This window comes from Roseovarius azorensis, assembly GCF_900109455.1.
Taxonomy (GTDB): Bacteria; Pseudomonadota; Alphaproteobacteria; order Rhodobacterales; family Rhodobacteraceae; genus Roseovarius; species Roseovarius azorensis.
In genome coordinates this window covers 35,530-60,970 of the sequence record NZ_FOAG01000015.1, presented here as the reverse complement: position 1 = coordinate 60,970, position 25,441 = coordinate 35,530, and the positions used below count along the sequence as shown (strand labels likewise).

Below are 25,441 nucleotides of genomic sequence, written 5' to 3'. Positions count from 1 at the left end.
CCCCTATAGCGCTAATATGGGTCAGCCACCCCCAGTTTGCCAAGTATCACTGCCTCTGTTGTTTCCATCAGAGTGGCATCCTGATCACGTACATGATCATACCCCAGCAAATGTAACACCGCATGCACGATCAGGTGCGTCACATGGTCCGTGAGAGGTTTGCCGCCTGTTGCGGCTTCGCGGGCACAGGTTTCCCAGGCGATGGCGATGTCACCCAGTTCATTGTCGGCACCGGGTGCCGGTAATTCGGGCTGCGCGCCCGGCGTTGCGGCGGCGCGTTCCCGGCTGGGCCAGCTCAGCACGTTTGTCGGCTGCGACTTGCCCCGGAAATCAGCATTGAGCGCGGCAATGCGCGCGTCGTCGCAGGCCAGAACGCTGATACCCCAATCATCGGGCCTGAGTCCGAGATGGTCCAGCACCGCCTCTGCCGCACGTTCCGCCAGATCCTCCAGCCCCGCCGCCTGCCAGCGGTCGTCCTCGATGATCACCTCGGTCAGCATGACCCGTCAGCCATCCGCCTCATAGGCCTCGATGATCGCCGCCACCAGCGGGTGACGCACCACATCCCTGGCAGTGAAATAGTTGAAACTGATCTGCGGGATGGTTTTCAGCAGACGTTCGGCATCCGCCAGCCCCGAAGACACACCGCGCGGCAGGTCGATCTGCGTGCGGTCGCCGGTGATGACCATCCGGCTGCCCTCGCCGAGGCGCGTGAGAAACATCTTCATCTGCATCGAGGTCGCGTTCTGCGCCTCGTCCAGCACCACGAAGGCATTGCTGAGCGTGCGCCCGCGCATGAACGCCAGCGGTGCGATCTCGATCTTCTTTTCCTCGATAAGCTTGGCCGCCTGCTTGCCCGGCAGAAAATCATTGAGCGCGTCATAGAGCGGCTGCATGTAGGGATCGACCTTGTCTTTCATGTCGCCGGGCAGATAGCCCAGCTTTTCGCCCGCCTCGACCGCCGGGCGGCTGAGAATGATCCGATCCACATGCCCCTCGATGAACATGTTTACGCCGACCGCCACGGCCAGATAGGTCTTGCCCGTGCCCGCCGGCCCGATGCCAAAGGCCAGCTCATGCGCAAACAGCGATTTGACATAGGATTTCTGCGCCTCGGTACGTGGTTCGACATATTTCTTGCGGGTCTTGATCTCGATCGGACCGGCCTTGAACATTTCCATCTGATCGCCCGTCAGGGCGCCGGTCTCGGCCTCAGAGCCACCCATGCGCAATTCACGGTCCACATCCGCCGATGCAACCGCCTTGCCTGTTTCCAGCCGCGCGTAAAGCGCCCTTAGCACGTTCGCGGCCTCCTGCACCGGGCCGTCCTCGCCCATCACCGAGAGATGATTGCCGCGCCGCACGATCTGCACGCCCAGCTTGCGCTCGATTTCCGCGAGGTTGCGGTCATATTCGCCGCACAGGTCAATCAGCAACATGTTGTCAGGAAATTCTACCACGGCTTCATGCATCGGAGCCATGTCGGGGGCGGGGGGCGGCGCGCTGTGGACCAATCATTTCTCCCAGTGGCAAATGTCTGGGACAAGCCTGCCAAGATGAGCCGCAAGGTGCAAGTGTCCTGCGCGGAATGTCTGTTCTTTTGGATCAAATACTGCCCATCGGCGGTCAGATCGCCACTATCCGCCCCGCCAGGGAATTCGATCCGCTGCCGGTGATCTCGACCTGTGCCAGATCCCCCGGATGCGCGCCCGCATCCGAGACATGCACCGCATGCAGATAGTCGGATTTGCCCACCATCTGCCCGGGCAGACGCCCCGCCTTTTCAAAGAGGACGCCAACCGTCCGCCCCACCATCGCATCCTGCGCCGCGCGCTGCTGGCGGGTGATCAGCGCCTGCAGGCGTTGCAGCCTCTCGGATTTCACCGCCTCGTCCACCTGCGGTCTTTCGGCTGCGGGCGTGCCGGGGCGCGTGGAATACTTGAATGAAAAGGCATAGCCGTAATTCACCGCCTCGATCAGATCGAGCGTGGCTTGAAAATCCGCCTCGGTCTCTTCAGGGAACCCGACGATGAAGTCACCGGACAGCAGAATATCGGGTCGCGCCGAGCGAATCCGCTCGATCAGGCGCAGATATCCGTCGGCGGTATGGCCGCGGTTCATCCGCTTGAGGATGCGATCGCTGCCCGATTGCACCGGCAGATGCAGATAGGGCATCAGCTTGGCGCATTCTCCATGCGCCGCAATCAGATCGTCCTGCATGTCGTTGGGGTGACTGGTGGTGAACCGGATACGTTCCAGCCCTTCGATATCCGACAGCGCCCAGATGAGCCGCGCCAGGGACCAGTCGCCGCCCACACCCGCGCCATGATAGGCGTTGACATTCTGCCCCAAGAGCGTGATCTCGCGCACGCCGCGCGCCACCAGATCGCGTGCCTCTTCCAGCACGCGCTCTGCCGGACGGCTGACCTCGGCGCCCCGCGTATAGGGCACGACACAAAACGCGCAAAACTTGTCGCACCCTTCCTGAACGGTCAGGAACGCGGTCGGTCCGCGCGCGGCCTTGGGACGATGGCGCAGCGTATCGAACTTGTCCTCCGCCGGAAAATCGGTGTCGAGCGCCTTTTCGCCCTTGCGCACGCGCACCTCCATCTCCGGCAGTCGATGATAGCTCTGCGGCCCCACCACCAGATCGACGAGCGGCTGGCGGCGCATGATCTCTTCGCCCTCAGCCTGCGCCACACAACCCGCCACGCCGATCTTGAGATCAGGTTTCTCAACCTTCAACGCGCGGAACCGCCCCAATTCGGAATAGACCTTTTCCGCCGCCTTTTCGCGGATGTGGCAGGTGTTGAGCAGGATCATGTCGGCCTCTGACGGCTCCTGCGTTTCCACATATCCCGCCCCGCCCATGGCCTCGGCCATGCGCTCGCTGTCATAGACATTCATCTGACAGCCATAGGTCTTGATGTAGAGCTTTTTCACATCCGTCATACGCCCGGCCTCCGCCTGAGGGTTCAGGTTGCCTGACTACATCACAGCACGGGGCACTTGCAATGCCCGGACGTTTGACGGATTTTGCCCCAAAAGGACAGAGCAGACCATGCCAGCCCCCGATCTACGAACCTTTCTTGCACGCCCCGGTGAGGCGCTTTCCAGAGGGCCCGTAGCACTCATATTCGCCGAGGACGAGACCGAGATCGGATCGACCCTGCGCCATCACCTCGACATCGGGTTCGAATCCGTTCTCGCCCTGATGCCGGACAGTTTCGCGCTCGACCCGGATGTTGCCGGGGCGGTGCATCGCATACGCCACGACCTGACAGGAGGCGACAGCCTGACCGGGACGGTAAACGCCGTCATCGCCGCAGCGCCGGGACTGTGGATGTATTACTGCTACAACGCGGAATATCTGTTCTTTCCCTTCTGCGAAACGCGCAGCGTGGGTGAAATGCTGGCCTTTCATACCGAAGAGCGGCGCGAGGCAATGCTGACCTATGTCATCGACCTCTATGCCGGGGATCTGGAGCGCTTTCCCGATGCGGTCTCGCTCGAAGAGGCGCATCTGGACAAGTCGGGTTATTACGCGCTGGCCCGCCCGGATCCCGCTGGCGACAATCATCCGATGGAGCGGCAGCTTGATTTCTTTGGCGGACTGCGCTGGCGCTACGAGGAACATGTCCCAGCATCAAAGCGCAGGATCGACCGGATTGCACTGTTTCGGGCGCGCCCGGGCCTCATGCTGCGCGAGGATCACACATTCAGCGACCCCGAATACAACACCTATGCCTGTCCGTGGCATCACAACCTGACCAGCGCCATCGCGTCCTTTCGCACCGCCAAGGCGCTCAAGCGCAACCCCGGATCGACCTTCGACATCCACAGTTTCAAATGGCACAATTCCGTGCCCTTCGAATGGCATTCCCGTCAATTGCTGGATCTGGGCCTGATGGAACCGGGGCAATGGTTCTGAGCGGTCGGGTCCGTCAATTGTTGATCTTCTGCAGCATCGCCGATACCGGATCGGTACGCTCGCCGGTGGCGCTCTGCGCGGCACTCGACCGTCGAGTCAGAAACGCCTGAACCTGTTCGTTGCGCGCGATCATCTGTTCGCCGGAGTTCGCCGCCAGTTGCATTCCGGCATGCACCTTGGGCGATAGCGCGGGTTCCTGCCAGATGGCGACCAGCATGCAACCCACAAGGCCAGTCCCGACAAGCCAGGCCCAGCCTCGCGCCCGGCTGGCGCGGGCCTTGTAAATGTCCTGCCTTGGCGGCGGCGCGTTCCGATCAATCAACATACGATCAGGCTCGCATCGCGTGGTGGCATTTCTGGGGCAAAAGCGGGGCCAAGACCGGGCTACAGAAACTCCGGCTGCGGCATTCCCAACACATGAAAACCACCGTCGACACGGATGATCTCGCCCGTGGTGCAGGCTCCGGCGTCGGACGCGAGATAGACCGCCGTGCCGCCAATCGCCTCGAGCGTGGCGTTGGCGCGCAGCGGCGCGTTGGCTTCGGTATGTTTGAAGGTCTTGCGCGCACCGCCAATCGCTGCCCCTGCCAGCGTCTTCATCGGGCCGGGGCTGATCGCGTTGACACGGATACCATCGGGCCCCAGATCATTCGCCAGATAGCGCGTTGCCGCCTCAAGCGCGGCCTTGGCCACGCCCATGACATTGTAATTCGGCACCACCCGGTTCGAACCCTGATAGGTCAGTGTCAGCAGGCAGCCACCATTCTCCTTCATCATAGGATAGGCGCGGCGGGCCACCTCGATGAAGGAATAGACAGAGATATCCATCGAATGCTTGAAATTTGCCCGGCTGGTGTTGAGGAACCTCCCGGTCAGTTCCGATTTGTCCGAATAGGCAATCGCATGAACCACGAAGTCAATGGTCGGCCAGCGGTCGGCCAGCGCGCTGAACGCCGCATCGAGCGAGGCATCGTCGGTCACGTCCGCATCCAGCAGGATATCGGAGCCAACGCTCGCGGCCAGCGGCTCGACACGTCTGGCAAAGGCCTCACCCTGATAGGTAAAGGCCAGTTCCGCCCCTGCCGCGTGCATGGACCGAGCGATGCCCCAGGCGATGGAGCGGTCATTGGCCACCCCCATGATCAGGCCGCGCTTGCCCTGCATTGAATTCGTCATCTGCGTGTCATCCGTAATATTTGCTCAGGAGCATCGAGCCATTTGTGCCACCAAAGCCGAAGCTGTTGGTCATGACCGTGTCGAGCCCGGCGTTGTCCACCCGCACGGTGGCGATCTCGGCGGGATCGAGCGCGGGGTCGAGCGTATCGACATTGATCGAGGGAATGATGAAATCGTGCTCAAGCGCCAGAAGGCAGTAGATCGCCTCCTGCGCGCCGGTTGCGCCCTGGCTGTGGCCGGTCATCGACTTGGTCGAACTGATCGGTGGCACGTTGCCCTTGCCGAAGATGCGACGCACCGACTCGACCTCGCCGATGTCGCCGACCGGGGTAGATGTGCCGTGCGCATTGATATAGCCGACCCTGCGATTCGCAGTAAGCTGGCTCAGCGCCAGCCGCATCGCCCGCTCGCCGCCCTCGCCCGAAGGGGCAACCATGTCATGCCCGTCGGACGTGGCGGCATAGCCCGTCACCTCGGCATAGATCTTCGCACCGCGCGCCTTGGCATGTTCGAGTTCCTCGAGCACGAGGATGCCGCCCCCGCCCGAGATCACGAACCCGTCGCGCCCCGCATCGAAGGCGCGGCTCGCCTTTTCCGGCGTGTCGTTGTATTTCGAGGACATGGCCCCCATCGCGTCAAAGAGACAGCTGAGCGTCCAGTCCAGTTCCTCGGCGCCGCCGGCGAACATCACGTCCTGCCTGCCCATCATGATCTGCTCGGCGGCATTGCCGATACAATGCAGGCTTGTGGAACAGGCCGAGGTGATCGAATAGTTGATGCCCTTGATCCGGAACGCCGTGCTCAGATTGGCCGAAATCGTCGAGCACATGCATTTGGGCACGGCAAAGGGTCCGATCCGCTTGGTCGCGCCGGAATTCAGCACGACCTGATGCGCCTGCAGCATCGCCGAGGTCGAAGGCCCTCCCGATCCCGCCACAAGGCCCGTGCGCGGGTTGACGATATCAGCCTCTTCCAGCCCGCTGTCGGCAATCGCCTGGCTCATCGCAATATGGGCATAGGCCGCACCCGGCCCCATGAAACGCAGCGTGCGCTTGTCCACATGTTCGGTCACGTCGAGCTTGACCGCGCCCGCCACCTGGCTGCGAAAGCCGTGTTCGGCCATAGCTTCATTGGCGGTGATCCCCGACCGCCCCTCCCGGAGCGAGGTGAGAACTTCCTCGGCGTTGTTGCCGATGCTGGAGACAATCCCCAGACCGGTCACCACGACTCGACGCATAGGCGCACTCCTTCTTTGCGAGGCTCAGTTGTCCGACAAGGCGACCTTCATGTCGCTGACCTGATAGATGACTTCACCATCGGCCTCAACGCGGCCATCGGCAACCCCCATCGTCAGGCGACGGGTCTGCACTGCCTTTGTAAAATCCACGTAATAGGTCAGCATCCTGCGATCCGGGCGCACCATCCCGGTCAGCTTGACCTCGCCCACACCAAGAGCATACCCGCGCCCCTGCCAGCCCCGCCAGCCGAGGTTGAAGCCGGTAAGCTGCCACAAGCCGTCGAGCCCCAGACAACCCGGCATGATCGGATTACCGGGAAAGTGGCATTGGAAGAACCAAAGATCGGGACGGATGTCGAATTCCGCCACCACATGCCCCTTGCCATGCACGCCGCGATCCCCGGAAATATCGGTGATCCGGTCCATCATCAGCATCGGCGGTTCGGGCAATTGCGCATTGCCCGGTCCGAACAGCTCGCCGCGTGCGCATTTCAGCAGATCGTCCCGATCGAAGCTGCTTGGATAGTCGGCCATTCAGGCGGTTCCCTTGATTGCTAGACCCAGTCGTCAGAAACCCTCTACCATCCGGCAAAAGGCGCATGCAAGCCTGCGGCGTCAACACGCCTCCGTTTCAGGCGACAGTGTTTTTATTTGAAATCAGGGTGGTTCCGCCCCTATATTACTGGGAAACACGGGAATGACGAGACAATGACAGCGCAAGCAACGACAACAGCGCAGGCAACGACAGTTGCGACCAGATGGCTTTCGGGTGCCGGTCTGCGCCCGACCCGGCAGCGCGTGACGCTGGCCACGCTGCTGGTGGGCGACGGCCAGCATCGTCACGTCACCGCCGAAAGCCTCTTCGACGATGCCCGTACTTACGGGGAAAGCGTATCGCTGGCCACCGTCTACAACACCCTGCGCGCCTTTTGCGATGCGGGACTGGTGCAGGAGGTGACCGTGGACGGCTCGAAAAGCTATTTTGACACCAACACCCATGATCATCCGCATTTCTACTGGGAAGACGAAAACCGGCTCAGCGATGCGCCGGCGGGCGAGCTGGAAATCGCGCGTCTGCCCAAGGCTCCGGAGGGGGCCGAAATCACCGCAGTGGATGTGGTGATCCGCCTGCGCCGCACTCGCTGACCGGCCCCGCGATGCGCGCGGTCTGGTACTCGGAATTCGGCGCGGCAGCGGATGTATTGCGATTGTCGGATATGCCATCCCCCGACCCGGCACCGGGCGAGGTGCTGGTGCGGCTGCATGTCTCGGGAGTCAATCCGTCGGACGCCAAGGCGCGGGCAGGCAATCGCCCCGGTGCAACCAGGCCGCCCTTTCCGCGAATCATCCCGCATTCAGACGGCGCGGGCGTGATCGAGGCGGTCGGCCAAGATGTCGACGCCGGGCGCATCGGCCAGCGCGTGTGGATCTGGAACGGTCAGTGGCAGCGGCCATCGGGCACGGCGGCCGACTATATCGCCCTGCCCGCCGCACAGGCCGTGCCCCTGCCCGAAGGGGTGTCATTTGACACCGGTGCGACCCTGGGAATTCCGGGGTTGACCGCCGCGCACACCGTCTATGGCGGCGGCGAGGTGGCGGGACAGACGCTGCTCGTCTCGGGCGGCGCGGGGGCGGTGGGGCATAACGCGGTGCAACTGGCCAGCGCCTCGGGTGCGACGGTCATCGCCACCTGCTCGAACTCTGCCATAAAGCGGGTGCGCGCAGCAGGCGCCGCGCATGTGTTCGACTATGCCGACCCCGATCTTGCCGCGAGGATCCTCGATGCCACCGGCCGTCGTGGCGTCTCGCGCGCGATCGAGGTGGAATTCGGCCGGAACGCCGCCCTGCTGGCCGAGGTCATGGCCCCGAACGGCACCATCGCCGCCTATGGCTCGGGCAAGGACATGGTCCCGCAACTGCCCTTTGGCCCCTATCTCTTCAAGGCGCTCACGCTCGACATCACGCTGGTTTACATCCTGCCTGACGCCGCCCGGCAGATCGCCATCGCACGGCTGCATGAGGCCCTTGAAACCGGTGCGCTTCGCCCCGCGATCCACGCGCATTACCCCTTGGCAGACTGTGCCAGGGCGCATGAGGCGACGATGACGCCGGGGCGCATGGGCGCAGTTCTGCTCGACATCGCCTGACCCCTGCGACCCACGACGCGACCTGCCGCAGGGGCCGGAGCGCACGGTTCAGGCGATCGAGACCAATTCGATGGCAAAGGTCAGATCCTTGCCCGCAAGCGGGTGATTGGCATCCAGCACCACCTGCTCTTCGGTGACCTCGACCACCGTCACCGGCATCACCTGCCCCTGCGGCGTCTGCACCTGCAACTGCGTGCCCGGATCGAGCGGGATATCGGCGGGAATCTCGGCGCGGGGCACGGCCTGCTGGGCGCTCGGATCCGGCTGACCGTACGCCTCGTCGGCGGACACTTCGACGGTCTTCTTCTCGCCCACAGCCATGCCCGGCAGGGCGGCATCGAGACCGGGAATGATCTGCCCGGATCCAACCGCGAATTCCAGTGGATCGCGGCCCTCGCTGCTGTCAAAGGTAGTGCCGTCCGCCAGTGTTCCGGTATAGTGAATGCGGACGGTATCGCCCGGTTTGACCTGCGTCATGGCATATCCAATCTGTTGGGGGGATGAGTTTGCAAGGCCGCGTCTGCCACGCGGGTGCTTGTATGATGGATGAATCTTACCTGCCCCCGATCTGATTTGCAAACCGATCCTGACGATGACCCGCACTCCTCACAGCCGCGTGAGCGCTTGGGTCTTTCCCGCCGTTCTGTTCCGTGCCAGTCTGCGCCCGATCACAAAGGGGGACTGCCATGCCGATCACCACCTGCATCTTTGACGCCTATGGAACGCTGTTCGACGTCGCCGCCGCGGCGCGCAGCGCCGCGCAGGAACCGGGACGCGAGGTCTTTGCCCGCCACTGGCCGGCGATCGCCGAGAAATGGCGGCTCAAACAGTTGCAATACACCTGGCTGCGCGCCGTCATGGACCAGCACACCGGGTTCTGGCAGGTGACGCAGGACGGGCTGGACTGGGCGCTTGAAGCCGAAGGATTGCAGGCCGATGCCGGATTGCGCGAACGCCTGCTGCAACTCTACTGGGAGCTGGAAGCCTATCCCGAGGTTCCCGCCATGCTGGCCACACTCAAGGCGGCGGGCATGAACACCGCGATTCTGTCCAACGGATCACCGGACATGTTGCAGGGGGCAGTGCAGTCGGCGAGTATCGGGGATGTGCTTGACGACGTGCTCTCGGTCGAGAGCGTCGGCATCTACAAGCCCGCGCGCGTGGTCTATGATCTGGTGGGGCAGCGATTCGGCTGTGCACCGGATGAGGTGCTGTTCGTGTCGTCGAACGGCTGGGACGCCTGCGCCGCTGCAGGATATGGTTTCACGACCGCCTGGGTCAACCGTGCCGGCGACCCGGTGGACCGCCTGCCCGCAACACCAAGACACCGTCTGAGCGATCTGACCGGAATCCCCGATCTGGCGCGCGGCTGATGGCGCGATTCACCACCTCTGACGGATTGTCGCTGCATTACGAGGACGAAGGCGAAGGCCCCGCGATCCTCTGCCTTGCCGGGCTGACCCGCAACAGTGCGGATTTCAGCTTTGTGCTGCCGCATCTTGGCGGGCACCGGGTGATCCGCATGGACTATCGCGGGCGCGGACAATCGGATCACGCACCCGATTGCATGAGCTACAACATCCTGCGCGAGGGGCAGGATGCGATCGAACTGATGGATCACGCGGGATTGGACAGGGCCACCATCCTCGGCACCTCGCGCGGCGGGCTGATCGCAATGGTGCTGGCCTACAGCCATCCCGCGCGACTGTCGGGGGTGGTGCTCAACGATATCGGTCCCGAGGTTGATCCGAAGGGGCTGGAGCGGATCATGGATTATGTCGGCCGCGCGCCCGACCTGCCCGATCTCGACGCCGCCGCAGCAGCGCTTGCACATGTGCATGCAACCGGCTTTCCCGGCGTGCCGCTCGCCCGCTGGCGACAGCAGGCCGGATTCATGTTCGAGGAAAGGCCCGGCGGCGGCCTTGGCATCCGCTATGATGCCCGCCTGCGCGACGCGCTGATCGGTCAGGCTGGCGCGGGCGAGGCACCAGATCTGTGGCTGCTCTTTGACACGCTGCGCGATCTGCCGCTTGCCGCAATCCGCGGGACCAATTCCGACCTTCTGACACCCGCCACGCTGGCCGCGATGCAGGCCCGCCATCCCGGCATGATCGCCGCCACGGTGCCGGATCGCGGTCATGTGCCCTTTCTCGATGAACCCGAGGCGCTCGCCGCCATTCACGCCCTTCTGGACCAGATAGAATGACAGACATCACCATGATCCGCGCCTCCGCTGCCCGCCTTGCGGGCCATGCGAGGCGCACGCCACTGCTGTCCTCGCTCTTTCTCGACGAGATCGCGGGGCGTCGCGTGTTCGTGAAACCTGAATGCCTGCAACACACCGGCAGTTTCAAGTATCGCGGCGCGCGCTCTGCCATCTCGGCGCTTGATCCCGATACTCGTGCGCATGGCGTCATCGCCTTTTCCTCTGGCAACCACGCACAGGGCGTTGCCCTTGCGGCAAACGAATTCGGCGTGCCGAGCGTGATCATCATGCCCTCGGACGCGCCACGGACCAAGATCGACAACACCCGCGCTCTGGGAGCGGAGGTGGTGCTCTACGACCGCGCGACCGAGGATCGCGACGCCATCGGCGCGCGCCTGAGCGGCGAGCGCGGTCTCACGCTGATCAAGCCATATGACGAGCCGCAGGTGATCGCGGGACAAGGCACGGTGGGGCTGGAGATCGCCGAGGCTGCGGCCGCACTTGGCATCGGAACCGCCGATGTGCTGGTGTGCTGCGGCGGCGGCGGCCTGACCTCGGGCATTGCATTGGCACTCGAGGCAGATGCGCCGGGTTTGCGCGCGCGCCCCTGCGAACCCGAGGGCTTCGACGACGCCACCCGTTCGCTCGCCTCTGGCCGGATCGAACGCAACACGCGCCTTTCGGGCAGCCTATGCGACGCCATCGTGACACCGCAGCCGGGCAATATCACCTTTCCGATCATGCAACGCCTTTGCGGCCCCGGCCTTGTGGTCACCGAGGACGAATGTCTGCACGCCATGGCGCTTGCCTTCTCCCGGCTCAGGATCGTGGCGGAACCCGGCGGCGCGGTGGCGCTGGCAGCCGCCCTCTTTCGCCGCGATCAAATCGAAGGCGATGCGGTCTTTGCCACCATTTCCGGCGGTAACGTGGACGCCGATGTGTTCCGCGAAGCCCTGCACCGCTTTGCCTGAGGATCGCCCATGCCGTTTGCCGAATTCGATGATGTTACCCTGCACTACCTTGACGAGGGGACACGCGACGGCGCGCCCGTCGTCTTTGCCCATGCGCTCGGCACCGGCACGATGCTATGGGATGCGGTGGTGCCGTTGCTGCCACCGGGATTGCGGATCATCCGCTATGACGCGCGCGGGCATGGGAAATCCTCCTGCCCTCCCGCCCCCTATTCGATGGGGGCGCTGGTGCGCGATGCCGAGCGACTTCTGGATCACCTGAACATCACCGAAGCGATGTTCGTCGGTCTCTCCATCGGCGGCATGGTGGCCCAGGGGCTGGCGGTCAAGCGTCCCGATCTGATTCGCGCGCTGGTGCTCTCCAATACCGGGGCCAGGATCGGCACGCCGGAAATCTGGGCCGGGCGCATCGCCACCGCCCGCCGCCCCGGCGGGATGGCGGATCTGGCCCTCGCCTCCTGCCAACGCTGGTTTTCGCCGGTTTTCATCAGGGAGAACCGCCATTTGCCCTGGCTAGACCTGCTCAGCAGACATGATCCGGAGGGGTATGTCGGTTGTGCCTCGGCCATTTCAGGCACCGATTTCTATACCCCCACAAGCGGCCTGCGCCTGCCGACACTGGGGATTGCCGGATCAGAGGATGGATCGACCCCACCCGATCTGGTGCGCGAGACGGTAGCACTCGTTCCCGGATCACGCTTTCACCTGATCCGTCGCGCGGGCCATGTGCCCCCCATTGACCACCCCGAGGATTACGCGCGCCTGCTCGACGATTTCCTGCGTGGCACGGGCCATATCGACACGATGTGACGCGATCGTGCTTGCGGCCCCGCGCGAATCCGCATCACCTGACGCGAAACCAGAAGGAACAGAGACATGCAGATCATCAAAGCCGCGGTTTGCCACGCCTTCCGCGAGCCGCTCGTGATCGAGGACGTGCATCTGCGCGCGCCCCAGCCGGGTGAGGTGCAGATTGATCTCGAAGCGGTGGCGATCTGCCATTCCGACATCTCCTTTGCCGAAGGCGCCTGGGGCGGCACGCTTCCGGCGGTATACGGTCACGAGGCGGCAGGGCGCGTAAGCGCGGTGGGCGCTGGCACCACGGGCTTTGCTCCGGGTGATCCGGTGGTTGTCACGCTGATCCGCGCCTGCGGGAACTGTGCGCCCTGCGCTGCGGGACGGCCCACCGGCTGCGAGACGCCGCATGACGGCGAAGACGGACCGCTTGGTACGGCGTCGGGCGGGAGGCTGACACAGGCCATGGCCTGCGGCGCATTTGCCGAAAAGGTGGTGGTGCATCACAGCCAGATCGTGAAAATCCCCGAAGGCATCGACATGGCCGCCGCCAGCCTTCTGGCCTGTGGGGTCATCACCGGCGTGGGCGCGGTGGTCAATGCCGCACGCCTGCGTGCCGGTGAGGATGTGGTGGTGATCGGCGCGGGCGGCGTCGGGCTCAATGCCATTCAGGGCGCGCGCATTGCCGGCGCCCGGCGCATCGTCGCGGTAGATATGAGCGACGACAAGCTGGCCACCGCGCGCGCCTTTGGCGCGACCGACGGCGTGATGGCGACGCAGGAAAAGCCCTGGCGCGCAGCGAAACAAGCCATGGGGCGCGGGGCCGATGTGGTGCTGGTCACCGTGGGCGCGGCCCGCGCCTATGACGATGCTCCGCGTTACCTTGCCGGGGGCGGTCGCATGATCATGGTCGGCATGCCCCATACGGGTGCCGTCTCATCCTACGAGGCGGTCAATTTCGCGGCGGCAGGTCAGTCCATGATCGGCTCGAAAATGGGCGAGACGGTGATCCGCCGGGATATCCCCTGGATGGTCGATCTCTACCGGCAGGGGCGGCTCAGGCTCGATGAGCTGATTTCCGGCCGCTGGCGTCTTGACCAGATCAACGAGGCAATTGCCGATACCAGATCCGGCGCGGCCCGACGCAATGTGATCGTATTTGAATAGCGTTATTCCCGCCTGAAACGTCTCGGTGGCCCGAAGGCCGGGAACCAGAATACACAAAGGATAAATTCCATGAAACTCAAGGATCTGGACATCATCGTCACCGCGCCCCCGGCTCCGGGCTGGGGCGGGCGCTACTGGATTCTGGTCAAGCTCACCACCGATGACGGGATCACCGGCTGGGGCGAATGCTATGCCTCATCGGTCGGACCCGAGGCGATGCGCGCAGTAATCAACGATGTGTTCGCGCGGCACATGGCGGGCGAGAGCCCTGAGAATATCGAGTTGATGTTCCGTCGCGCCTATTCTTCGGGTTTCACCCAGCGGCCCGACCTGACCGTGATGGGGGCGTTCTCCGGGCTGGAGATCGCCTGCTGGGACATTCTGGGCAAGGCGCGCGGACGACCGGTCTGGGCGCTTCTGGGCGGGCGGATGAATGACCGCATCCGCGCCTATACCTATCTCTATCCCCTGCCCCATCATCCCGTCGCCGATTTCTGGACCTCACCCGAGATGGCTGCCGAAAGTGCTGCCGATTGCGTCGCGCGCGGCTATACGGCGGTCAAGTTCGATCCAGCCGGGCCATACACTCTGCGCGGCGGCCATATGCCCGCGATGTCGGATATCTCGATCTCTGTCGCCTTCTGCAAGGCTATCCGCGAAGCTGTCGGCAACAAGGCCGATCTTCTGTTCGGCACCCACGGGCAGTTCACCACGGCAGGCGCGATCCGGCTGGGTCAGGCGCTGGAACCCTATTCGCCGCTCTGGTTCGAAGAACCCGTCCCGCCCGACAATCCGCTCGCGATGACGCAGGTCGCGCAGGCCGTGCGCATCCCCGTCGCCACCGGCGAGCGGTTGACTACCAAGGCCGAATTCGCCGCCGTCCTGCAGGCCGGTGCCGCCGCGATCCTGCAACCCGCCCTTGGCCGTGCGGGCGGCATCTGGGAGATGAAGAAAGTCGCAGCCATCGCCGAGGCGCATAACGCGCAGATGGCCCCGCATCTTTATGCCGGACCCGTCGAATGGGCGGCCAATATCCACCTTGCCGCCTCGATCCCCAATATCCTGATGGCCGAGAGCATCGAGACGCCGTTTCACGATGCCCTGATCGGCGGTGGAATCCGTGTCGAAAATGGCCTTGTCACCCCGCCCGAGGCCCCCGGTCTGGGCATCGAGGTGAACGAGGATCTGGCGCGCGCGCATCCCTATACCGACAGCGGCCTGCATCTGGAAATGCAGGAGGCACCCTGCGATTACGTCAAAGGCAACAGCTTTGCCGGTGGGGCGCCGCTCAAGATCGGCTGACGTGCGCACAATGCCCCGAGCTACGCGCAAATCCGGTCGCCCGGCACCATCCCATCCCGTGGGCCCTTGCCTCTCAGGGCAGGATTTGCAGCCAGACCCATGCGGTGACGACCGTCAGCGCCGTCGACAAAAGCACGCTCGATGCCGCCACCCGCTTGGCGTTGCCATATATGTTGGCAAAGATATAGGCGTTGACCCCCGGCGCCATTGCCGCCGTCACCACCGCCGAGCGGACTGCCTCGACCGGCAGACCAAACCCCAGAACAAGGCCGTAGGTGATCAGCGGATGCGCCACCAGCGAGATCAGGCAGACATAAAGGATCACGCGCAGATCGCCCTCGGGCCGGTATTGCACCAGCACGCCGCCCAACCCGAAAAGCGCGGCAGGCAGCGCCGCGCGCACCATCAGATCAAGCCCGTCATTGACCGGCCCCGGCAGCGTGAGTCCCGAGAGATTGACCACGAAACCCAGCCCCACGCCCATGATCAGCGTGTTGGAGAACATCGCCTTGAGCACTTTGACGACAACCTGCGGCCCCGCCACGCCGCGCGCCTTCACCACCTCCATGACGGTGATTCCGATGCCGTAGCAGAATGGCGAGTGTACCGCGATGATCGCGAAATTCGCGGCGAGCGCATCCGCCCCATAGGCGCGTTCCATGATCGGCAGGCCCAGGAGAACCGAGTTGGAGAACAGACAGCAAAAGCCGATGGCCACTGCATCCTCCCATGTGCGCCCAAAGATCAGCCGCGCGCCGAACAGCCCCAGCAGAAAACCCGACAACGCGCCAGCATAGAATCCCGCCAACAGGCGCAGATCGAAATTTTGCCCCAGATCAAGCCGGGAAATGGCGGTAAAGAGCAGGCAGGGAATGGCGAATTTCTGGGTGAATGCCATCAGCCCGTCCACCCCCGCCTGACTGAACCAGCGCCGCCAGACCGCGACATAACCAAAGCCGATCACCAGAAAGACCGGCAGAATGACCTCGATCAACGCCTGCATCGGATCAGACCGGGTAGCGGATGATCATGCCGTCATGGGCCGGAGTCACATGTTCGGGGGTTTCCTCGACCAGTGTCCGGTAATCCATGTCGATATGCATGTTGGTCAGAACGCCGCGGCGCGGGCGCGCGCGCGCGATCCATTCGAGCGACCGCGAAAGATGCGCATGCGTCGGGTGCGGCGTGCGCCTGAGCGCATCGAGCACCCAGCAATCCAGCCCCTCCAGAATCGCCCAGGCGTCGTCGGGGATGACTGCCACGTCGGGCAGATAGGCCAGATCGCCGACCCGAAACCCGAGCGCGTCGATAGAGCCGTGCTGCACCCGGATCGGGCAGAGTTCGATTGCCCCACCCTCTCCCTCGACGCGAAACGGCCCTCTGATCGTATGCATGTCGAGGATCGGAGGATAGGGGCTGTCGTCAGGCTGGACGAACGCATAGCCGAAACGCGCATAGAGCGCGTTCTGCGTATCGCCATCCGCCCAGACCGGCAGCCGCCGACGCATGTTGAAGACGATCATCCGCAGATCGTCGATCCCGTGGACATGATCGGCATGAGAATGGGTATAGACCACAGCATCCAGCACTCCGACCCCGGCATCCAGAAGCTGCGCGCGCAGGTCAGGTGAGGTGTCGATCAGCACGCGGGTAGTGCCGGTTTCGGTCTCGCGTTCGATCAGCATGGAGCAGCGACGGCGCGCATTGCGCGGCTCGTCCGGGTCGCAGTCGCCCCAGTGTCCGCCCAGACGCGGCACCCCGCCCGAAGAGCCACAGCCTAGGATGGTAAACCGCAACTCGGCCATCACAGCACCGCCTTTGTGAAAAGCCGCTCGAAATTGGCCTCGGTCTGGGCCGCGAATTCGGGCCAGTCCATGCCATAGATCCCGGCCGCCTTCTGCGCCGTGTGAATCGTGTAGGCCGGTTCGTTGCGTTTTCCCCGATAGGGCGGTGGCGCCAGATAGGGTGCGTCGGTCTCGACCAGAATGCGATCCACCGGGGCGGCGGCAAGTATATCGCGCAGATCCTGACTCTTGGGAAAGGCGGCAATCCCCGACACCGAGAGGTAAAACCCCAGATCGAGCGCCGCGCGCGCGAGGTCGGGACCGGAGGAAAAGCAATGCATGACGCAGGTGTAGGCACCGTTGCGGTATTCGTCGATCAGGAGGCGCGCCATGTCCGCATCCGCTGCACGGGCATGAATGATCAGCGGCAGCCCGGTCCGACGCGCGGCCTCGATATGGACCCGCAGGCTGTCTTGCTGCACCGCCGCGCTGTCGGCGGTGTAATGGTAATCCAGACCCGTTTCACCGATACCCACGAATTTCGGATGATCCGCCAGTTTCACCAGATCCTCGACCGTGATCAGCGGCCCCTCCGACGCGCGCATCGGGTGAATGCCCGCCGCATAGAACACCGAAGGGTGCCGCTCGGCAATCGCGCGTACCAGGGCCTCCTGCTCCAGCCTGGTGCAGATCGTCACCATCCGATGCACCCCCGCCGCCACGGCACGCTCGATCACCGCGTCCCGTTCGGCGTCGAAATCTGGAAAATCAAGATGGCAATGGCTGTCGGTGATGCGGATGTCGGTGCTCATGCCTGTCCTCGGCCGGGGTTCAGGCCCCGGCGGTTTGCTGAATCCTGAACACCGTATCCAGCACCAGGGCGGCAGGGTCAAGGTTGACCGCCCGGCCGTGACGCGCCCGTGTACCGATCGCCTCGGCGCACTCCGCCCAGGCCCGGCCCTTGTGTGGATCAGGCGCCAGCCGCGAGAACAGCACCGCCTCTCCCGGCGCCGCCTCCGTCACGGGCGCTTGCCCCATCGCCCCGCTGCGCGCCAGACGAGCGAGCATCAGATCGGTCAGCGAAAACAAGAGGTCGAGCCGCTCTTCGGCCCCGCGCATGGCTACCGATTCGGCCAGTTTCAGCGCGCGCGCGCGGTCGAGGCGCGGCAGGCTCTCCATCAGGCCCATCAGTTCGCCATAAATCTTCAGGCCGCCCAGATTGATCAGCCGCACCGCCGCCCCCACCGAGCCGCCGGACAACTCCGCAAGCGCCGCCGGATCGCCATCGGACGCAATACCCACCTGTTCCAGCGCCTGCGCCATGTCGGGCGGTTCCAGCGGGACCAGCCGCAGCGTCCGGCAGCGCGAACGGATCGTCGGCAACAACCCCGAAGGCTGGTGCGAGACGAGCAGCATCACCGTGTGCGCCGGCGGTTCTTCAAGCATCTTGAGAAGCGCATTTGCGGCCTGCGTGTTGAGATCATCCGCCGCGTCCACTATCACCACCCGCCGCCCTCCATCCGCCGCCGAGAGGGCAAAGAAAGTGCCCAGTCTGCGCACCTCCTGCACACGGATTTCAGCGGCCAGCCGATCACCCTTGTCATTGGCCCCGCGCCTGAGCAGGAACAGCCCCGGAGCCGACAACGCCAGCAGCCGCCGCGCCACCGGATGATCGGCGGCAATGTCCAGCGTCTCGGGTGGCGGGGGCGCGCCAAAGAGCCCCTCGTTATGCGCCAGTGGCGTGGCCAGCAAGAACCGCGCCATGCGCCAGGCCAGCGTCGCCTTACCCACGCCGCGCGGACCGGTGATCAGCCAGCCATGATGCAATCGCCCGGTGTTGCACGCATCGAGAAACTCGGCCTCCGCCGCACCCTGACCGAAAAGCCGTGCGGTTTCGCGCGGATGTGGCGCGCCTTCTATACGGTCGGGTTCCGGAAGACTCTCATCGTTCATGGCAGCCGAACCCGAACCGCCTGCGCCACATCGGCAGCCACATCCTCCACATTGCGGTTGCCGTCGATCACAACGAAACGATCCGCGAATTCCTCTGCAAGCGCCAGAAATCCGGCGCGCATCCGCGCCTGCAACTCCTCGCCGAAAGACTCGAACCGCGCCTCCGCACCACCCCGCGCCAACGCCCGGTCCAGCCCGACTCCCGGCTCGATATCGACGAGCACGGTCATGTCCGGTTCGCGGCGGATCATCATCGCATGCAACTGGTCCACAGCCGCGCGCAGATCGCCCCGGCCCAACCCCTGATACATGCGCGTGCTATCGGCAAAGCGATCGCAGATCACCACCCTGCCCGCCGCAAGCGCCGGTTCGATCACCCGTTCCAGATGGTCCCGCCGCGCCGCCGTGAAGAGCAGCATCTCGGTTTCCGCCGACCAGCGATCCTTGTCCCCTTCCAGCACCAGCCGCCGGATTTCCTCGGCCCCCGGGCTGCCACCCGGCTCGCGGGTCAGAACCACGTCACGGCCCTGTTCGTGCAGCGCGTCGTGCAGCCGCCGCGCCTGCGTGGATTTGCCCGACCCGTCGATTCCCTCGAAACTGACAAAGAACCCCTGCCCGCTCAAAGCGTTCCCTCGGGCCCTTGCTGCAAGCGTGAGAGCAGCAGGCCCGAGACCGTGCGCAAGCGCGTCAGGAACCCGCCCTGCGCCACATCCTCGGCCGCCACCAGCGGCACCCGCGTCTCGGGCAGGTCGGCCGGCGCGAAAACCAGTTCGGCCAGCACATCGCCCTTGGCCAGCGGCGCGCGCACCGGCCCGGTAAACACAATCTCGGCCTTCAGTTCGCCACCGTCCAGAACCGGCAGGAGCGTGTTTACATCCTCGGCGGGTGTCAGACCAACGGTCGCCGCCTCTCCCATCCAGACCGGCGCGCGCGCCAGTTCCTCGCCCGCTTTCACGACCGATTTCTGCGCAAACTGACGAAAGGCCCAGTTCACGATCGCCTCGGATTCCCGCGCCCGCGCCTGCATGCTGTCCAGCCCGGAGATCGCGAAGATCACCCGCCTGTCGCCCTGTTTGGCCGATCCGGTCAGCCCATAGCCCGCCTCTTGCGTATGTCCGGTCTTGAGACCATCGGCGCCGATGCCAAGACCCAGAAGCGGATTGCGGTTGTGAATGTTGCTCGGCGCGCGCCCGTCAAAACGGAATTCGGTCTCGGCGAACATCTCGTAGAATTCCGGGAAATCCTCGATGATCCGCCGCGACAGCAGCGCCAGATCCCGCATGCTCATGACATGTCCCTCGGCGGGCCAGCCGCTGGCGTTCTTGAACACCGAATTCGTCATTCCCAGTTGCTGCGCACGCTGCGTCATGAACCGGGCAAACCCCGCCTCGGTGCCATCGGGGCTGAGCGCCTCGGCGATCACCACACAGGCATCGTTGCCCGACAGCACGACGATCCCGCGCAACAGATCCTCGACCCGCACCCGGTCCGTCGTGTCCAGAAACATGGTCGAGCCGCCAAAGCTCATGGCGTGCTGCGAAACCGGCAGACGTTCGTCAAGCGTGAGCCGCCCGCTGCGCACCGCTTCGAAGGCGACATAGAGCGTCATCAGCTTGGACATCGACGCAGGCGGCAGGGGGGTGTCGGCATTCTTGTTCAGCAGGACCGTGCCGGTGGTCACGTCAACCACATAGGCGGCGCGGGCGCTGGTCTCGAACGCATGAGCGGGCGCGGCCAGCGCAAAGCTGAGCAGGATGACGGAGAGATTACGGAAAAGGCGCATCACGGTCTCCCGGGATCAGTTGGTGACAGGATAGGCATCGGCAAAGCCCAGCCCCTTGATCTGCTCAAGCAGCACGGTACGTTCCGGAGTATCCGTGACCGGCCCGACAATGACGCGCCAGAACGTCTTGTCCTGCGACGTCTGCTCGAGCACCTGCGGGACGATCCCAGCATTGCTCAACCTTGACGAAGCGGCGCGGGCGTTCTGCTCCAGACTGAAGATACCGATCTGGATATATGGCTTTTCAACCGACACGGCTTGGGCCTGCGGAGCAGCGGACGGTTCGGTCTGTGGTCTGGTTTGTGGTCTAGTCTGTGGCACCACGACCGATTGCGACCGCGCCGCCTCCGCCACCTCGGCGGCGTCAATCGCCACCGCCGCTCCGGCGACCGGATCGAGCGTCGTTTCCTCGATCACCCCGGCAGGCTTCAATTCTTCCGTCGCCTCGTCAGCGGCGGCGGGCGCTTCGACCGTCGTCTTTTCGCGCCGCAGGGCAACCACGTCCAGCTCAGTGGGCGCCCCCGCCAGCATGCCAAGTTCAACGGCCGCATCCGAGGACACCTGCAGGATCGGACCGGGAGCGCTCATCTCGCGCCGGAACAGCGCGCCGATCACCGATTTCGAATTGGCCGTGTTGCGGATCAGCACGCGCTCGGGCTCCTTGACATCCGGATGCGCGACCCAGACGCCACCCAGCGACGGACGCCCGTCCCAGAGTCCCATATCAGTGACCTGGAACACATCCGGCGCCTCGACATCGCGCTCGACCATTTCGGGTGCAGCGGTTCTCGCGGCGGTCCCTGTCGATTGCTCCTGACCGGACTGGAAAAGCGCGAACTGTCCGTCCTCGCCGCATCCGGCGAGCACCATCAGACCGATTCCCGCCGCAAGTCCGCGCCAACCTCCGCGCCGCTCTGTTGATGAACCAGCCATGCCTCGCCCCTTGCCTGTCTTCGCGTCGCGACACCGCGCCCCGCCGGTTTGTCCGGTCGTTGAGATGACGGATTCGTAGCGCGTTTCTCCATCATGCGCGTCCGCACTCTAGCGCCTTGCCCTTCACAAGAAAAGTGCGCAACAGGGCGGTGCGCGATTTTCCCCGCAAACCTGTCTTCCAGAATCGTTTGCGCGCCTATAGGCACGTCAAGATCGGAGGAGTGGCAGAGTGGTCGATTGCACCGGTCTTGAAAACCGGCGTGCGTGAAAGCGTACCGTGGGTTCGAATCCCACCTCCTCCGCCACCCACACCCGTCTCTCTGGAACGGTGCGATTTTCTCCTGTTTTTCAACGCAAATTCAGAGCCTTGCTATAGCATATTCGCAACAGAGACGTACCGTTACTCGGCATTTTGCTGACATTGCGGTCCGAGTCTCAGATGGCCGTTTGAGACGGTTCGGTTTTGGGCGGGTTCACTGATTTACAGGGAATTATCAGGGTAATCTGGTTTTCCAGGGCTGTTTTGAGCCGGATCCGGCGATTTGCGCTGTGATTTCACGCGTGTTTGCAGGAGCTTGAGGGGCGTTTCCCTGTTCTGTCAGGAACAGGGAATTTTCTCCGGCTGATCAGGGAATGATTTTTGCCGATCAGGGAAGGCTGCAGAGGCTAACAGGGAATGCTGGCGCGGGACGATTCTCCACTAGAACCTTGGGACATCGAGCTCGCGGTGCACGGAATCGTCAGGTTAATCCGTCTCATCCGGTTCCGGCGCATCGGCCCAGAGCAGCGTGACCGCATGGCCGTCTGCGCCAACGCGGGTTTGTTCGAAGAGGTCTATGTCTGTACGGTTGATCCAGGCGGCCGCGTGGATCTCGGTGAATGCGGTGAAGCCTTGGCTGTTGTTGCCGACCGCGCGGAACGCGGCCGAGATCTGCGGCAGCCGGTCACCTGGCTCGAGATGGACAAATGGAAACCCGCCGTTGCGTGTCGAATATCGCACCTGCCCGTTCTTCGACCAGACCGCCGCCAGAGGCTCCTGGCGCCGATCGATCATGCGCCGGACGCAAGCCTCGAGACTGACGTCGAGACCCTCCCGCAGGCGCTGGCCATCTCGCAGGTCGGGATCCTTCGACAGGAACAGGTCCACCATCCTGAAGGGCGCCAGCAGTCCGATCGCGAACTCATTGGCCTGGCTCTCCTGCTTCTGATGACGTCGGCCCTCCCGCGTCTCGCGCATGTCCTGCGCGCGGCATCTGAACCCGTCCTCCGCAGACAGAACGTGCTGCTCCATCAGGAAATGTCCCAACTCATGTGCAATGGTGAAGCGGGCGCGGCGCTGTCCATGACGTGTACTCGCGAGGATCGCTCCCTGGCTCCGACACTGGTCCGTGAGCAACATGCCTTCAAAACCATCGAAGATGTCCGTGCGGATCTCCGCGATATCGAGCGCGCGTGCAATGTTATCCACCGGAACCGGCGGCGCGATCTTCCCGAGCTGGGCATGCACGGCAAGGGCGAGAGATCGCGGCAGGCTTATATCGGCAAGCTCGAAACGGTGCAGGTCCAGGGCCTCAGTCACGAGCCGCCGCGCGGGCCTTCAAGACCTTGATCATCTCCTCGACAATCTCCCGGTCGCGGTCGGTCAGATCATCCAGACCCCGGTGCAGCCGCTCGATCTGAAGCCGCTCCGCATCCGGTTCATCCGCCTGACCCACCAGTTCATCGATACTCACCCCAAAATGCCCGGCCAGCTTGCGCACGAGATCGAAGGACGGGTTGGTGCTGCGGCCTTTCTCAAGCTCCCAGATATGCGCCTTGGAAATCTTGATGGCGTCGGCCACTTGCTGCAACGACTGCCCGCTCTTCTGGCGCAGGCTGAAGAGGCGTTCTCCGATTTGCATGGTGCCCTCTGTTCGGTATGTCGAACTCCACCATACGGTATGATTGACGGCATGCCAAGTCGTTTGATATATCTTACGAATGAGGCCGCCGGAGTGATTCCGGTGGATCGAAGCAGGCAACAACCAACAGGAGGTCGCAATGACCCAAGCGAATATAGAGAGGATTGCGATCAGCGATCTCAGACCCTGGGCGCGGAATGCCCGGACCCATTCCAAAAAACAGATCCGCCAGATCGCGAACAGCATCGAAACCTTCGGGTTCACCAACCCGGTGCTTATCGACGGGACCCGCACGATCCTTGCCGGGCACGGCCGGGTGGAGGCGGCAAAACTCCTTGGGCTAGGGGAGGTGCCCTGCCTGCGGCTGGACTATATGAGCGAGGTCGAGAAGCGCGCCTACGTTCTGGCCGACAACAAGCTGGCGCTGAATGCCGGCTGGGACGAGGAGATTCTGGCGGCGGAGCTCGGGGCGCTGATGTCCGCCGATCTCGACTTCGATGTCTCGATCACCGGCTTCTCGATCCCCGAGATCGACGGGGTAATGGAAAGCGTGGCCCCCGAGGAGCCGGGCGATCCGGAGGATGATGTGATGCCGGGAGCGGTGCCGGCACGGGTGCGGCCAGGGGATATCTGGAAGTTGGGTCCACATCGCCTGATCTGCGGTGATGCGCTGGATCGCCAGGTGGTTGCAGCGTTGATGGCGGGTGAGACGGCGCGAATGGTGTTCAGTGATCCGCCCTACAATGTGAAGATCGACGGTCATGTGGGTAATTCCGGCAAGATCCAGCACCGGGAGTTCGCCATGGCCTCGGGCGAAATGAGCAGATCACAGTTCACCGCCTTTCTGGAAACCGCCTTCCGCAACATGGCCGATCACAGCCTGGACGGGTCGATCCATTTCCTCTGCATGGACTGGCGCCACATGACGGAGATGCTGGAAGCGGGTCACGCGGTCTATGACGCGCTGAAGAACCTGATCGTCTGGGCCAAGGACAATGGCGGCATGGGCACTTTCTACCGCTCGCGCCACGAGCTGATCTTCGTCTTCAAGAAGGGCGATGCTCCTCACATCAACACCTTCGAACTGGGCCAGCACGGGCGCTACCGCACCAATGTCTGGGAGTATCGCGGCGCCAACAGTCGGCACGGGAACAGGATGGAGGAGCTGGCGCTGCATCCCACGGTCAAGCCGGTACAGATGATTGCCGATGCGATCCGCGATGTCTCGGGACGCGGGGAGATCGTGCTCGATCTTTTTGGCGGCTCGGGCTCGACGCTGATCGCCGCCCAGAAGACCGGGCGGCGCGGATATCTTTGCGAGCTTGACCCGATCTATTGCAATCGCATCCTCGCCCGCTGGGAAGCCCATGCCAAAGACGATGCCGAGCGCGTCCTGTGCGGCTGGCAAACTCAGGACACGACTTTGGAGGCAGCTGAATGAGCGGAGAAAAAACCAGGCTGCTTGTGCACAAGCCCGATGCCGACTACGAGGTGGGCTATGCAAAGCCACCGAAAGACACGCGCTTCAAGCCCGGGCAGTCGGGTAATCCGATGGGGCGTCCGAGGGGGGCGAAGAACAAGCGACCGGCGCTCAACGAGGAACGTCTCAAGGACATCATTCTCGATGAGGCCTACCGCGACATCACCGTGCGCGACGGCGATCGCAATGTGACCGTGCCGATGGCGCAAGCCGTCATGCGCGCCCTCGCGGTCAATGCCGCCAAGGGCCAGCACCGGGCGCAGCGGCTCTTTGCAGAGATGCTGGCCACTACCGAGCGGCAGAACAAGCAGCTCTCCGATGAGTGGCTGCAGACCGCGATCGCCTACAAGGTCGATTGGGAGCGGGAATTGCAAAGACGCGCGCAGATGGGCATCACACATCTCCCTGCCCCCCTGCCGCATCCCGATCAGGTGCGGATCGACATGAACAAGGGAACCGCATGGATCCAGGGCCCGATGACCAAGGACGATCTCAAGGAACTGGAGGTTTGGCGGGAACGGCGCAAGAACTTTGAAGATGAGCGCGACTATCTCCTCGAACATCTGGACACCGAGAAAAACCGCAAAACCCGCAAGTTCATGGAGGATGATCTCGCGCAAACCCAGAAGATACTGGGCCTTATCGACCAGGTCCTCGACAGGATCGGGTATTGAG

At 63.7% G+C, this 25,441-nt stretch carries 28 protein-coding genes and 1 tRNA gene; 12 read left to right on the top strand and 17 right to left on the bottom strand.

Translation table 11 applies throughout. The annotated features are described in order from the left end of the window. Nucleotides 1–11 precede the first annotated feature (11 nt). The 3 genes from ybeY to miaB all read right to left on the bottom strand — a co-directional run bounded on the left by ybeY (nt 12) and on the right by miaB (nt 2,952). A complete protein-coding gene (ybeY, locus tag BSG08_RS17105; RefSeq protein WP_093039064.1) occupies nt 12–500 on the bottom strand; it encodes an rRNA maturation RNase YbeY in 489 nt (162 codons plus the stop codon). A 6-nt stretch (nt 501–506) separates the two neighbouring features. Continuing rightward, entirely contained in the window at nt 507–1,481 is a 975-nt protein-coding gene (locus BSG08_RS17100) for a PhoH family protein (RefSeq protein WP_093039063.1), read from the bottom strand. Nucleotides 1,482–1,626: 145 nt separating this feature from the next. Further along, complete coding sequence (gene miaB, locus BSG08_RS17095) at nt 1,627–2,952, bottom strand: tRNA (N6-isopentenyl adenosine(37)-C2)-methylthiotransferase MiaB (RefSeq protein WP_093039062.1); 1,326 nt, start codon at nt 2,950–2,952, stop codon at nt 1,627–1,629. A gap of 109 nt (nt 2,953–3,061) precedes the next feature. Here miaB and BSG08_RS17090 point away from each other — a divergent pair, with 109 nt between their 5' ends. Continuing rightward, nucleotides 3,062–3,931: a glycosyltransferase family 2 protein gene (locus BSG08_RS17090; protein WP_093039061.1), complete on the top strand. Its 870-nt coding sequence runs from the start codon at nt 3,062–3,064 to the stop codon at nt 3,929–3,931. Between the two features lie 13 nt (nt 3,932–3,944). Here the strand turns inward: BSG08_RS17090 and BSG08_RS17085 are convergent, their stop codons facing one another. From BSG08_RS17085 to fabA, 4 genes are read right to left on the bottom strand one after another with little or no spacing between them, the layout of a single operon-like run. Then, the gene (locus BSG08_RS17085; RefSeq protein WP_093039060.1) at nt 3,945–4,256 is read right to left on the bottom strand and encodes a hypothetical protein; all 312 of its coding nucleotides are present in this window, start codon (nt 4,254–4,256) and stop codon (nt 3,945–3,947) included. Between the two features lie 59 nt (nt 4,257–4,315). Next, nucleotides 4,316–5,107 (bottom strand): enoyl-ACP reductase FabI, encoded by a 792-nt coding sequence (locus tag BSG08_RS17080; protein ID WP_093039059.1) that lies wholly within the window; start codon nt 5,105–5,107, stop codon nt 4,316–4,318. 7 nt (nt 5,108–5,114) lie between these two features. After that, nucleotides 5,115–6,344, bottom strand: a complete 1,230-nt coding sequence (fabB, locus tag BSG08_RS17075; RefSeq protein ID WP_093039058.1) for a beta-ketoacyl-ACP synthase I — start codon at nt 6,342–6,344, stop codon at nt 5,115–5,117. Between the two features lie 24 nt (nt 6,345–6,368). Further along, nucleotides 6,369–6,878: a bifunctional 3-hydroxydecanoyl-ACP dehydratase/trans-2-decenoyl-ACP isomerase gene (fabA, locus tag BSG08_RS17070; RefSeq protein ID WP_093039057.1), complete on the bottom strand. Its 510-nt coding sequence runs from the start codon at nt 6,876–6,878 to the stop codon at nt 6,369–6,371. Between the two features lie 174 nt (nt 6,879–7,052). On the opposite strand from fabA, the gene irrA reads away from it, so the two are divergent. Both irrA and BSG08_RS17060 read left to right on the top strand, forming a co-directional pair. Continuing rightward, a complete protein-coding gene (irrA, locus tag BSG08_RS17065) occupies nt 7,053–7,490 on the top strand; it encodes an iron response transcriptional regulator IrrA (protein WP_093039056.1) in 438 nt (145 codons plus the stop codon). An 11-nt stretch (nt 7,491–7,501) separates the two neighbouring features. Continuing rightward, on the top strand, nt 7,502–8,491 hold the full coding sequence (locus tag BSG08_RS17060; protein WP_093039055.1) for an NADPH:quinone reductase: 990 nt from the start codon (nt 7,502–7,504) through the stop codon (nt 8,489–8,491). A gap of 48 nt (nt 8,492–8,539) precedes the next feature. Here the strand turns inward: BSG08_RS17060 and BSG08_RS17055 are convergent, their stop codons facing one another. Next, on the bottom strand, nt 8,540–8,968 hold the full coding sequence (locus BSG08_RS17055) for an FKBP-type peptidyl-prolyl cis-trans isomerase (protein ID WP_093039054.1): 429 nt from the start codon (nt 8,966–8,968) through the stop codon (nt 8,540–8,542). A gap of 209 nt (nt 8,969–9,177) precedes the next feature. Here BSG08_RS17055 and BSG08_RS17050 point away from each other — a divergent pair, with 209 nt between their 5' ends. From BSG08_RS17050 to BSG08_RS17025, 6 genes are all read left to right on the top strand, one after another. Continuing rightward, nucleotides 9,178–9,864, top strand: coding sequence for a haloacid dehalogenase type II (locus BSG08_RS17050; protein ID WP_093039053.1), 687 nt, complete (start codon nt 9,178–9,180; stop codon nt 9,862–9,864). After that, nucleotides 9,864–10,697: an alpha/beta fold hydrolase gene (locus tag BSG08_RS17045; RefSeq protein ID WP_093039052.1), complete on the top strand. Its 834-nt coding sequence runs from the start codon at nt 9,864–9,866 to the stop codon at nt 10,695–10,697. Before BSG08_RS17050 ends, BSG08_RS17045 begins: the two co-directional genes overlap by 1 nt. Then, nucleotides 10,694–11,668 (top strand): threonine ammonia-lyase, encoded by a 975-nt coding sequence (locus BSG08_RS17040; RefSeq protein ID WP_093039051.1) that lies wholly within the window; start codon nt 10,694–10,696, stop codon nt 11,666–11,668. Before BSG08_RS17045 ends, BSG08_RS17040 begins: the two co-directional genes overlap by 4 nt. 9 nt (nt 11,669–11,677) lie before the next feature. Further along, the gene (pcaD, locus tag BSG08_RS17035) at nt 11,678–12,478 is read left to right on the top strand and encodes a 3-oxoadipate enol-lactonase (protein WP_093039050.1); all 801 of its coding nucleotides are present in this window, start codon (nt 11,678–11,680) and stop codon (nt 12,476–12,478) included. A 66-nt stretch (nt 12,479–12,544) separates the two neighbouring features. Next, complete coding sequence (locus BSG08_RS17030) at nt 12,545–13,630, top strand: alcohol dehydrogenase catalytic domain-containing protein (RefSeq protein ID WP_093039049.1); 1,086 nt, start codon at nt 12,545–12,547, stop codon at nt 13,628–13,630. Nucleotides 13,631–13,699: 69 nt separating this feature from the next. Beyond that, nucleotides 13,700–14,932, top strand: a complete 1,233-nt coding sequence (locus BSG08_RS17025) for a mandelate racemase/muconate lactonizing enzyme family protein (RefSeq protein ID WP_093039048.1) — start codon at nt 13,700–13,702, stop codon at nt 14,930–14,932. A 73-nt stretch (nt 14,933–15,005) separates the two neighbouring features. On the opposite strand, the gene BSG08_RS17020 is transcribed toward BSG08_RS17025, so the two are convergent. The 7 genes from BSG08_RS17020 to BSG08_RS16990 are packed head-to-tail and all read right to left on the bottom strand — an operon-like array spanning nt 15,006 to nt 21,385. Further along, nucleotides 15,006–15,935 carry an AEC family transporter gene (locus tag BSG08_RS17020; RefSeq protein WP_093039047.1) on the bottom strand — a complete coding sequence of 310 codons (930 nt, stop codon included), beginning with the start codon at nt 15,933–15,935 and terminating at the stop codon, nt 15,006–15,008. 4 nt (nt 15,936–15,939) lie between these two features. Beyond that, nucleotides 15,940–16,737 (bottom strand): MBL fold metallo-hydrolase, encoded by a 798-nt coding sequence (locus BSG08_RS17015; RefSeq protein ID WP_093039046.1) that lies wholly within the window; start codon nt 16,735–16,737, stop codon nt 15,940–15,942. After that, nucleotides 16,737–17,528 (bottom strand): TatD family hydrolase, encoded by a 792-nt coding sequence (locus tag BSG08_RS17010; RefSeq protein WP_093039045.1) that lies wholly within the window; start codon nt 17,526–17,528, stop codon nt 16,737–16,739. Before BSG08_RS17010 ends, BSG08_RS17015 begins: the two co-directional genes overlap by 1 nt. Nucleotides 17,529–17,547: 19 nt before the next feature. Beyond that, nucleotides 17,548–18,669 carry a DNA polymerase III subunit delta' gene (locus BSG08_RS17005; RefSeq protein ID WP_093039044.1) on the bottom strand — a complete coding sequence of 374 codons (1,122 nt, stop codon included), beginning with the start codon at nt 18,667–18,669 and terminating at the stop codon, nt 17,548–17,550. Then, entirely contained in the window at nt 18,666–19,292 is a 627-nt protein-coding gene (gene tmk / locus BSG08_RS17000; protein WP_093039043.1) for a dTMP kinase, read from the bottom strand. The genes BSG08_RS17005 and tmk overlap by 4 nt, the downstream gene beginning before the upstream one ends. Continuing rightward, nucleotides 19,289–20,452, bottom strand: a complete 1,164-nt coding sequence (locus BSG08_RS16995; RefSeq protein WP_093039042.1) for a D-alanyl-D-alanine carboxypeptidase family protein — start codon at nt 20,450–20,452, stop codon at nt 19,289–19,291. Before BSG08_RS16995 ends, tmk begins: the two co-directional genes overlap by 4 nt. Nucleotides 20,453–20,467: 15 nt before the next feature. Then, on the bottom strand, nt 20,468–21,385 hold the full coding sequence (locus BSG08_RS16990; RefSeq protein ID WP_093039041.1) for an SPOR domain-containing protein: 918 nt from the start codon (nt 21,383–21,385) through the stop codon (nt 20,468–20,470). A 215-nt stretch (nt 21,386–21,600) separates the two neighbouring features. On the opposite strand from BSG08_RS16990, the gene BSG08_RS16985 reads away from it, so the two are divergent. Beyond that, nucleotides 21,601–21,690, top strand: a tRNA-Ser gene (locus tag BSG08_RS16985). Between the two features lie 440 nt (nt 21,691–22,130). Here the strand turns inward: BSG08_RS16985 and BSG08_RS16980 are convergent. Together BSG08_RS16980 and BSG08_RS16975 are read right to left on the bottom strand one after the other, a co-directional pair. Beyond that, complete coding sequence (locus BSG08_RS16980; RefSeq protein ID WP_093039040.1) at nt 22,131–22,964, bottom strand: ImmA/IrrE family metallo-endopeptidase; 834 nt, start codon at nt 22,962–22,964, stop codon at nt 22,131–22,133. After that, nucleotides 22,957–23,286: a helix-turn-helix domain-containing protein gene (locus BSG08_RS16975; RefSeq protein WP_093039039.1), complete on the bottom strand. Its 330-nt coding sequence runs from the start codon at nt 23,284–23,286 to the stop codon at nt 22,957–22,959. The genes BSG08_RS16980 and BSG08_RS16975 overlap by 8 nt, the downstream gene beginning before the upstream one ends. 139 nt (nt 23,287–23,425) lie before the next feature. Here BSG08_RS16975 and BSG08_RS16970 point away from each other — a divergent pair, with 139 nt between their 5' ends. Both BSG08_RS16970 and BSG08_RS16965 read left to right on the top strand, forming a co-directional pair. Continuing rightward, nucleotides 23,426–24,727 (top strand): site-specific DNA-methyltransferase, encoded by a 1,302-nt coding sequence (locus BSG08_RS16970; protein ID WP_093039038.1) that lies wholly within the window; start codon nt 23,426–23,428, stop codon nt 24,725–24,727. Continuing rightward, nucleotides 24,724–25,440, top strand: coding sequence for a DUF5681 domain-containing protein (locus tag BSG08_RS16965; RefSeq protein WP_093039037.1), 717 nt, complete (start codon nt 24,724–24,726; stop codon nt 25,438–25,440). The genes BSG08_RS16970 and BSG08_RS16965 overlap by 4 nt, the downstream gene beginning before the upstream one ends. Nucleotide 25,441 lies beyond the last annotated feature (1 nt).

What these genes read in the sequence shown, in the direction of transcription:
- ybeY (WP_093039064.1), bottom strand. Translation starts at nt 500, where the DNA reads ATGCTGACCGAGGTGATCATCGAGGACGACCGCTGGCAGGCGGCGGGG.
- BSG08_RS17100 (WP_093039063.1), bottom strand. Translation starts at nt 1,481, where the DNA reads ATGGCTCCGATGCATGAAGCCGTGGTAGAATTTCCTGACAACATGTTG.
- miaB (WP_093039062.1), bottom strand. Translation starts at nt 2,952, where the DNA reads ATGACGGATGTGAAAAAGCTCTACATCAAGACCTATGGCTGTCAGATG.
- BSG08_RS17090 (WP_093039061.1), top strand. Translation starts at nt 3,062, where the DNA reads ATGCCAGCCCCCGATCTACGAACCTTTCTTGCACGCCCCGGTGAGGCG.
- BSG08_RS17085 (WP_093039060.1), bottom strand. Translation starts at nt 4,256, where the DNA reads ATGTTGATTGATCGGAACGCGCCGCCGCCAAGGCAGGACATTTACAAG.
- BSG08_RS17080 (WP_093039059.1), bottom strand. Translation starts at nt 5,107, where the DNA reads ATGACGAATTCAATGCAGGGCAAGCGCGGCCTGATCATGGGGGTGGCC.
- fabB (WP_093039058.1), bottom strand. Translation starts at nt 6,344, where the DNA reads ATGCGTCGAGTCGTGGTGACCGGTCTGGGGATTGTCTCCAGCATCGGC.
- fabA (WP_093039057.1), bottom strand. Translation starts at nt 6,878, where the DNA reads ATGGCCGACTATCCAAGCAGCTTCGATCGGGACGATCTGCTGAAATGC.
- irrA (WP_093039056.1), top strand. Translation starts at nt 7,053, where the DNA reads ATGACAGCGCAAGCAACGACAACAGCGCAGGCAACGACAGTTGCGACC.
- BSG08_RS17060 (WP_093039055.1), top strand. Translation starts at nt 7,502, where the DNA reads ATGCGCGCGGTCTGGTACTCGGAATTCGGCGCGGCAGCGGATGTATTG.
- BSG08_RS17055 (WP_093039054.1), bottom strand. Translation starts at nt 8,968, where the DNA reads ATGACGCAGGTCAAACCGGGCGATACCGTCCGCATTCACTATACCGGA.
- BSG08_RS17050 (WP_093039053.1), top strand. Translation starts at nt 9,178, where the DNA reads ATGCCGATCACCACCTGCATCTTTGACGCCTATGGAACGCTGTTCGAC.
- BSG08_RS17045 (WP_093039052.1), top strand. Translation starts at nt 9,864, where the DNA reads ATGGCGCGATTCACCACCTCTGACGGATTGTCGCTGCATTACGAGGAC.
- BSG08_RS17040 (WP_093039051.1), top strand. Translation starts at nt 10,694, where the DNA reads ATGACAGACATCACCATGATCCGCGCCTCCGCTGCCCGCCTTGCGGGC.
- pcaD (WP_093039050.1), top strand. Translation starts at nt 11,678, where the DNA reads ATGCCGTTTGCCGAATTCGATGATGTTACCCTGCACTACCTTGACGAG.
- BSG08_RS17030 (WP_093039049.1), top strand. Translation starts at nt 12,545, where the DNA reads ATGCAGATCATCAAAGCCGCGGTTTGCCACGCCTTCCGCGAGCCGCTC.
- BSG08_RS17025 (WP_093039048.1), top strand. Translation starts at nt 13,700, where the DNA reads ATGAAACTCAAGGATCTGGACATCATCGTCACCGCGCCCCCGGCTCCG.
- BSG08_RS17020 (WP_093039047.1), bottom strand. Translation starts at nt 15,935, where the DNA reads ATGCAGGCGTTGATCGAGGTCATTCTGCCGGTCTTTCTGGTGATCGGC.
- BSG08_RS17015 (WP_093039046.1), bottom strand. Translation starts at nt 16,737, where the DNA reads ATGGCCGAGTTGCGGTTTACCATCCTAGGCTGTGGCTCTTCGGGCGGG.
- BSG08_RS17010 (WP_093039045.1), bottom strand. Translation starts at nt 17,528, where the DNA reads ATGAGCACCGACATCCGCATCACCGACAGCCATTGCCATCTTGATTTT.
- BSG08_RS17005 (WP_093039044.1), bottom strand. Translation starts at nt 18,669, where the DNA reads ATGAACGATGAGAGTCTTCCGGAACCCGACCGTATAGAAGGCGCGCCA.
- BSG08_RS16995 (WP_093039042.1), bottom strand. Translation starts at nt 20,452, where the DNA reads ATGCGCCTTTTCCGTAATCTCTCCGTCATCCTGCTCAGCTTTGCGCTG.
- BSG08_RS16990 (WP_093039041.1), bottom strand. Translation starts at nt 21,385, where the DNA reads ATGGCTGGTTCATCAACAGAGCGGCGCGGAGGTTGGCGCGGACTTGCG.
- BSG08_RS16975 (WP_093039039.1), bottom strand. Translation starts at nt 23,286, where the DNA reads ATGCAAATCGGAGAACGCCTCTTCAGCCTGCGCCAGAAGAGCGGGCAG.
- BSG08_RS16970 (WP_093039038.1), top strand. Translation starts at nt 23,426, where the DNA reads ATGACCCAAGCGAATATAGAGAGGATTGCGATCAGCGATCTCAGACCC.
- BSG08_RS16965 (WP_093039037.1), top strand. Translation starts at nt 24,724, where the DNA reads ATGAGCGGAGAAAAAACCAGGCTGCTTGTGCACAAGCCCGATGCCGAC.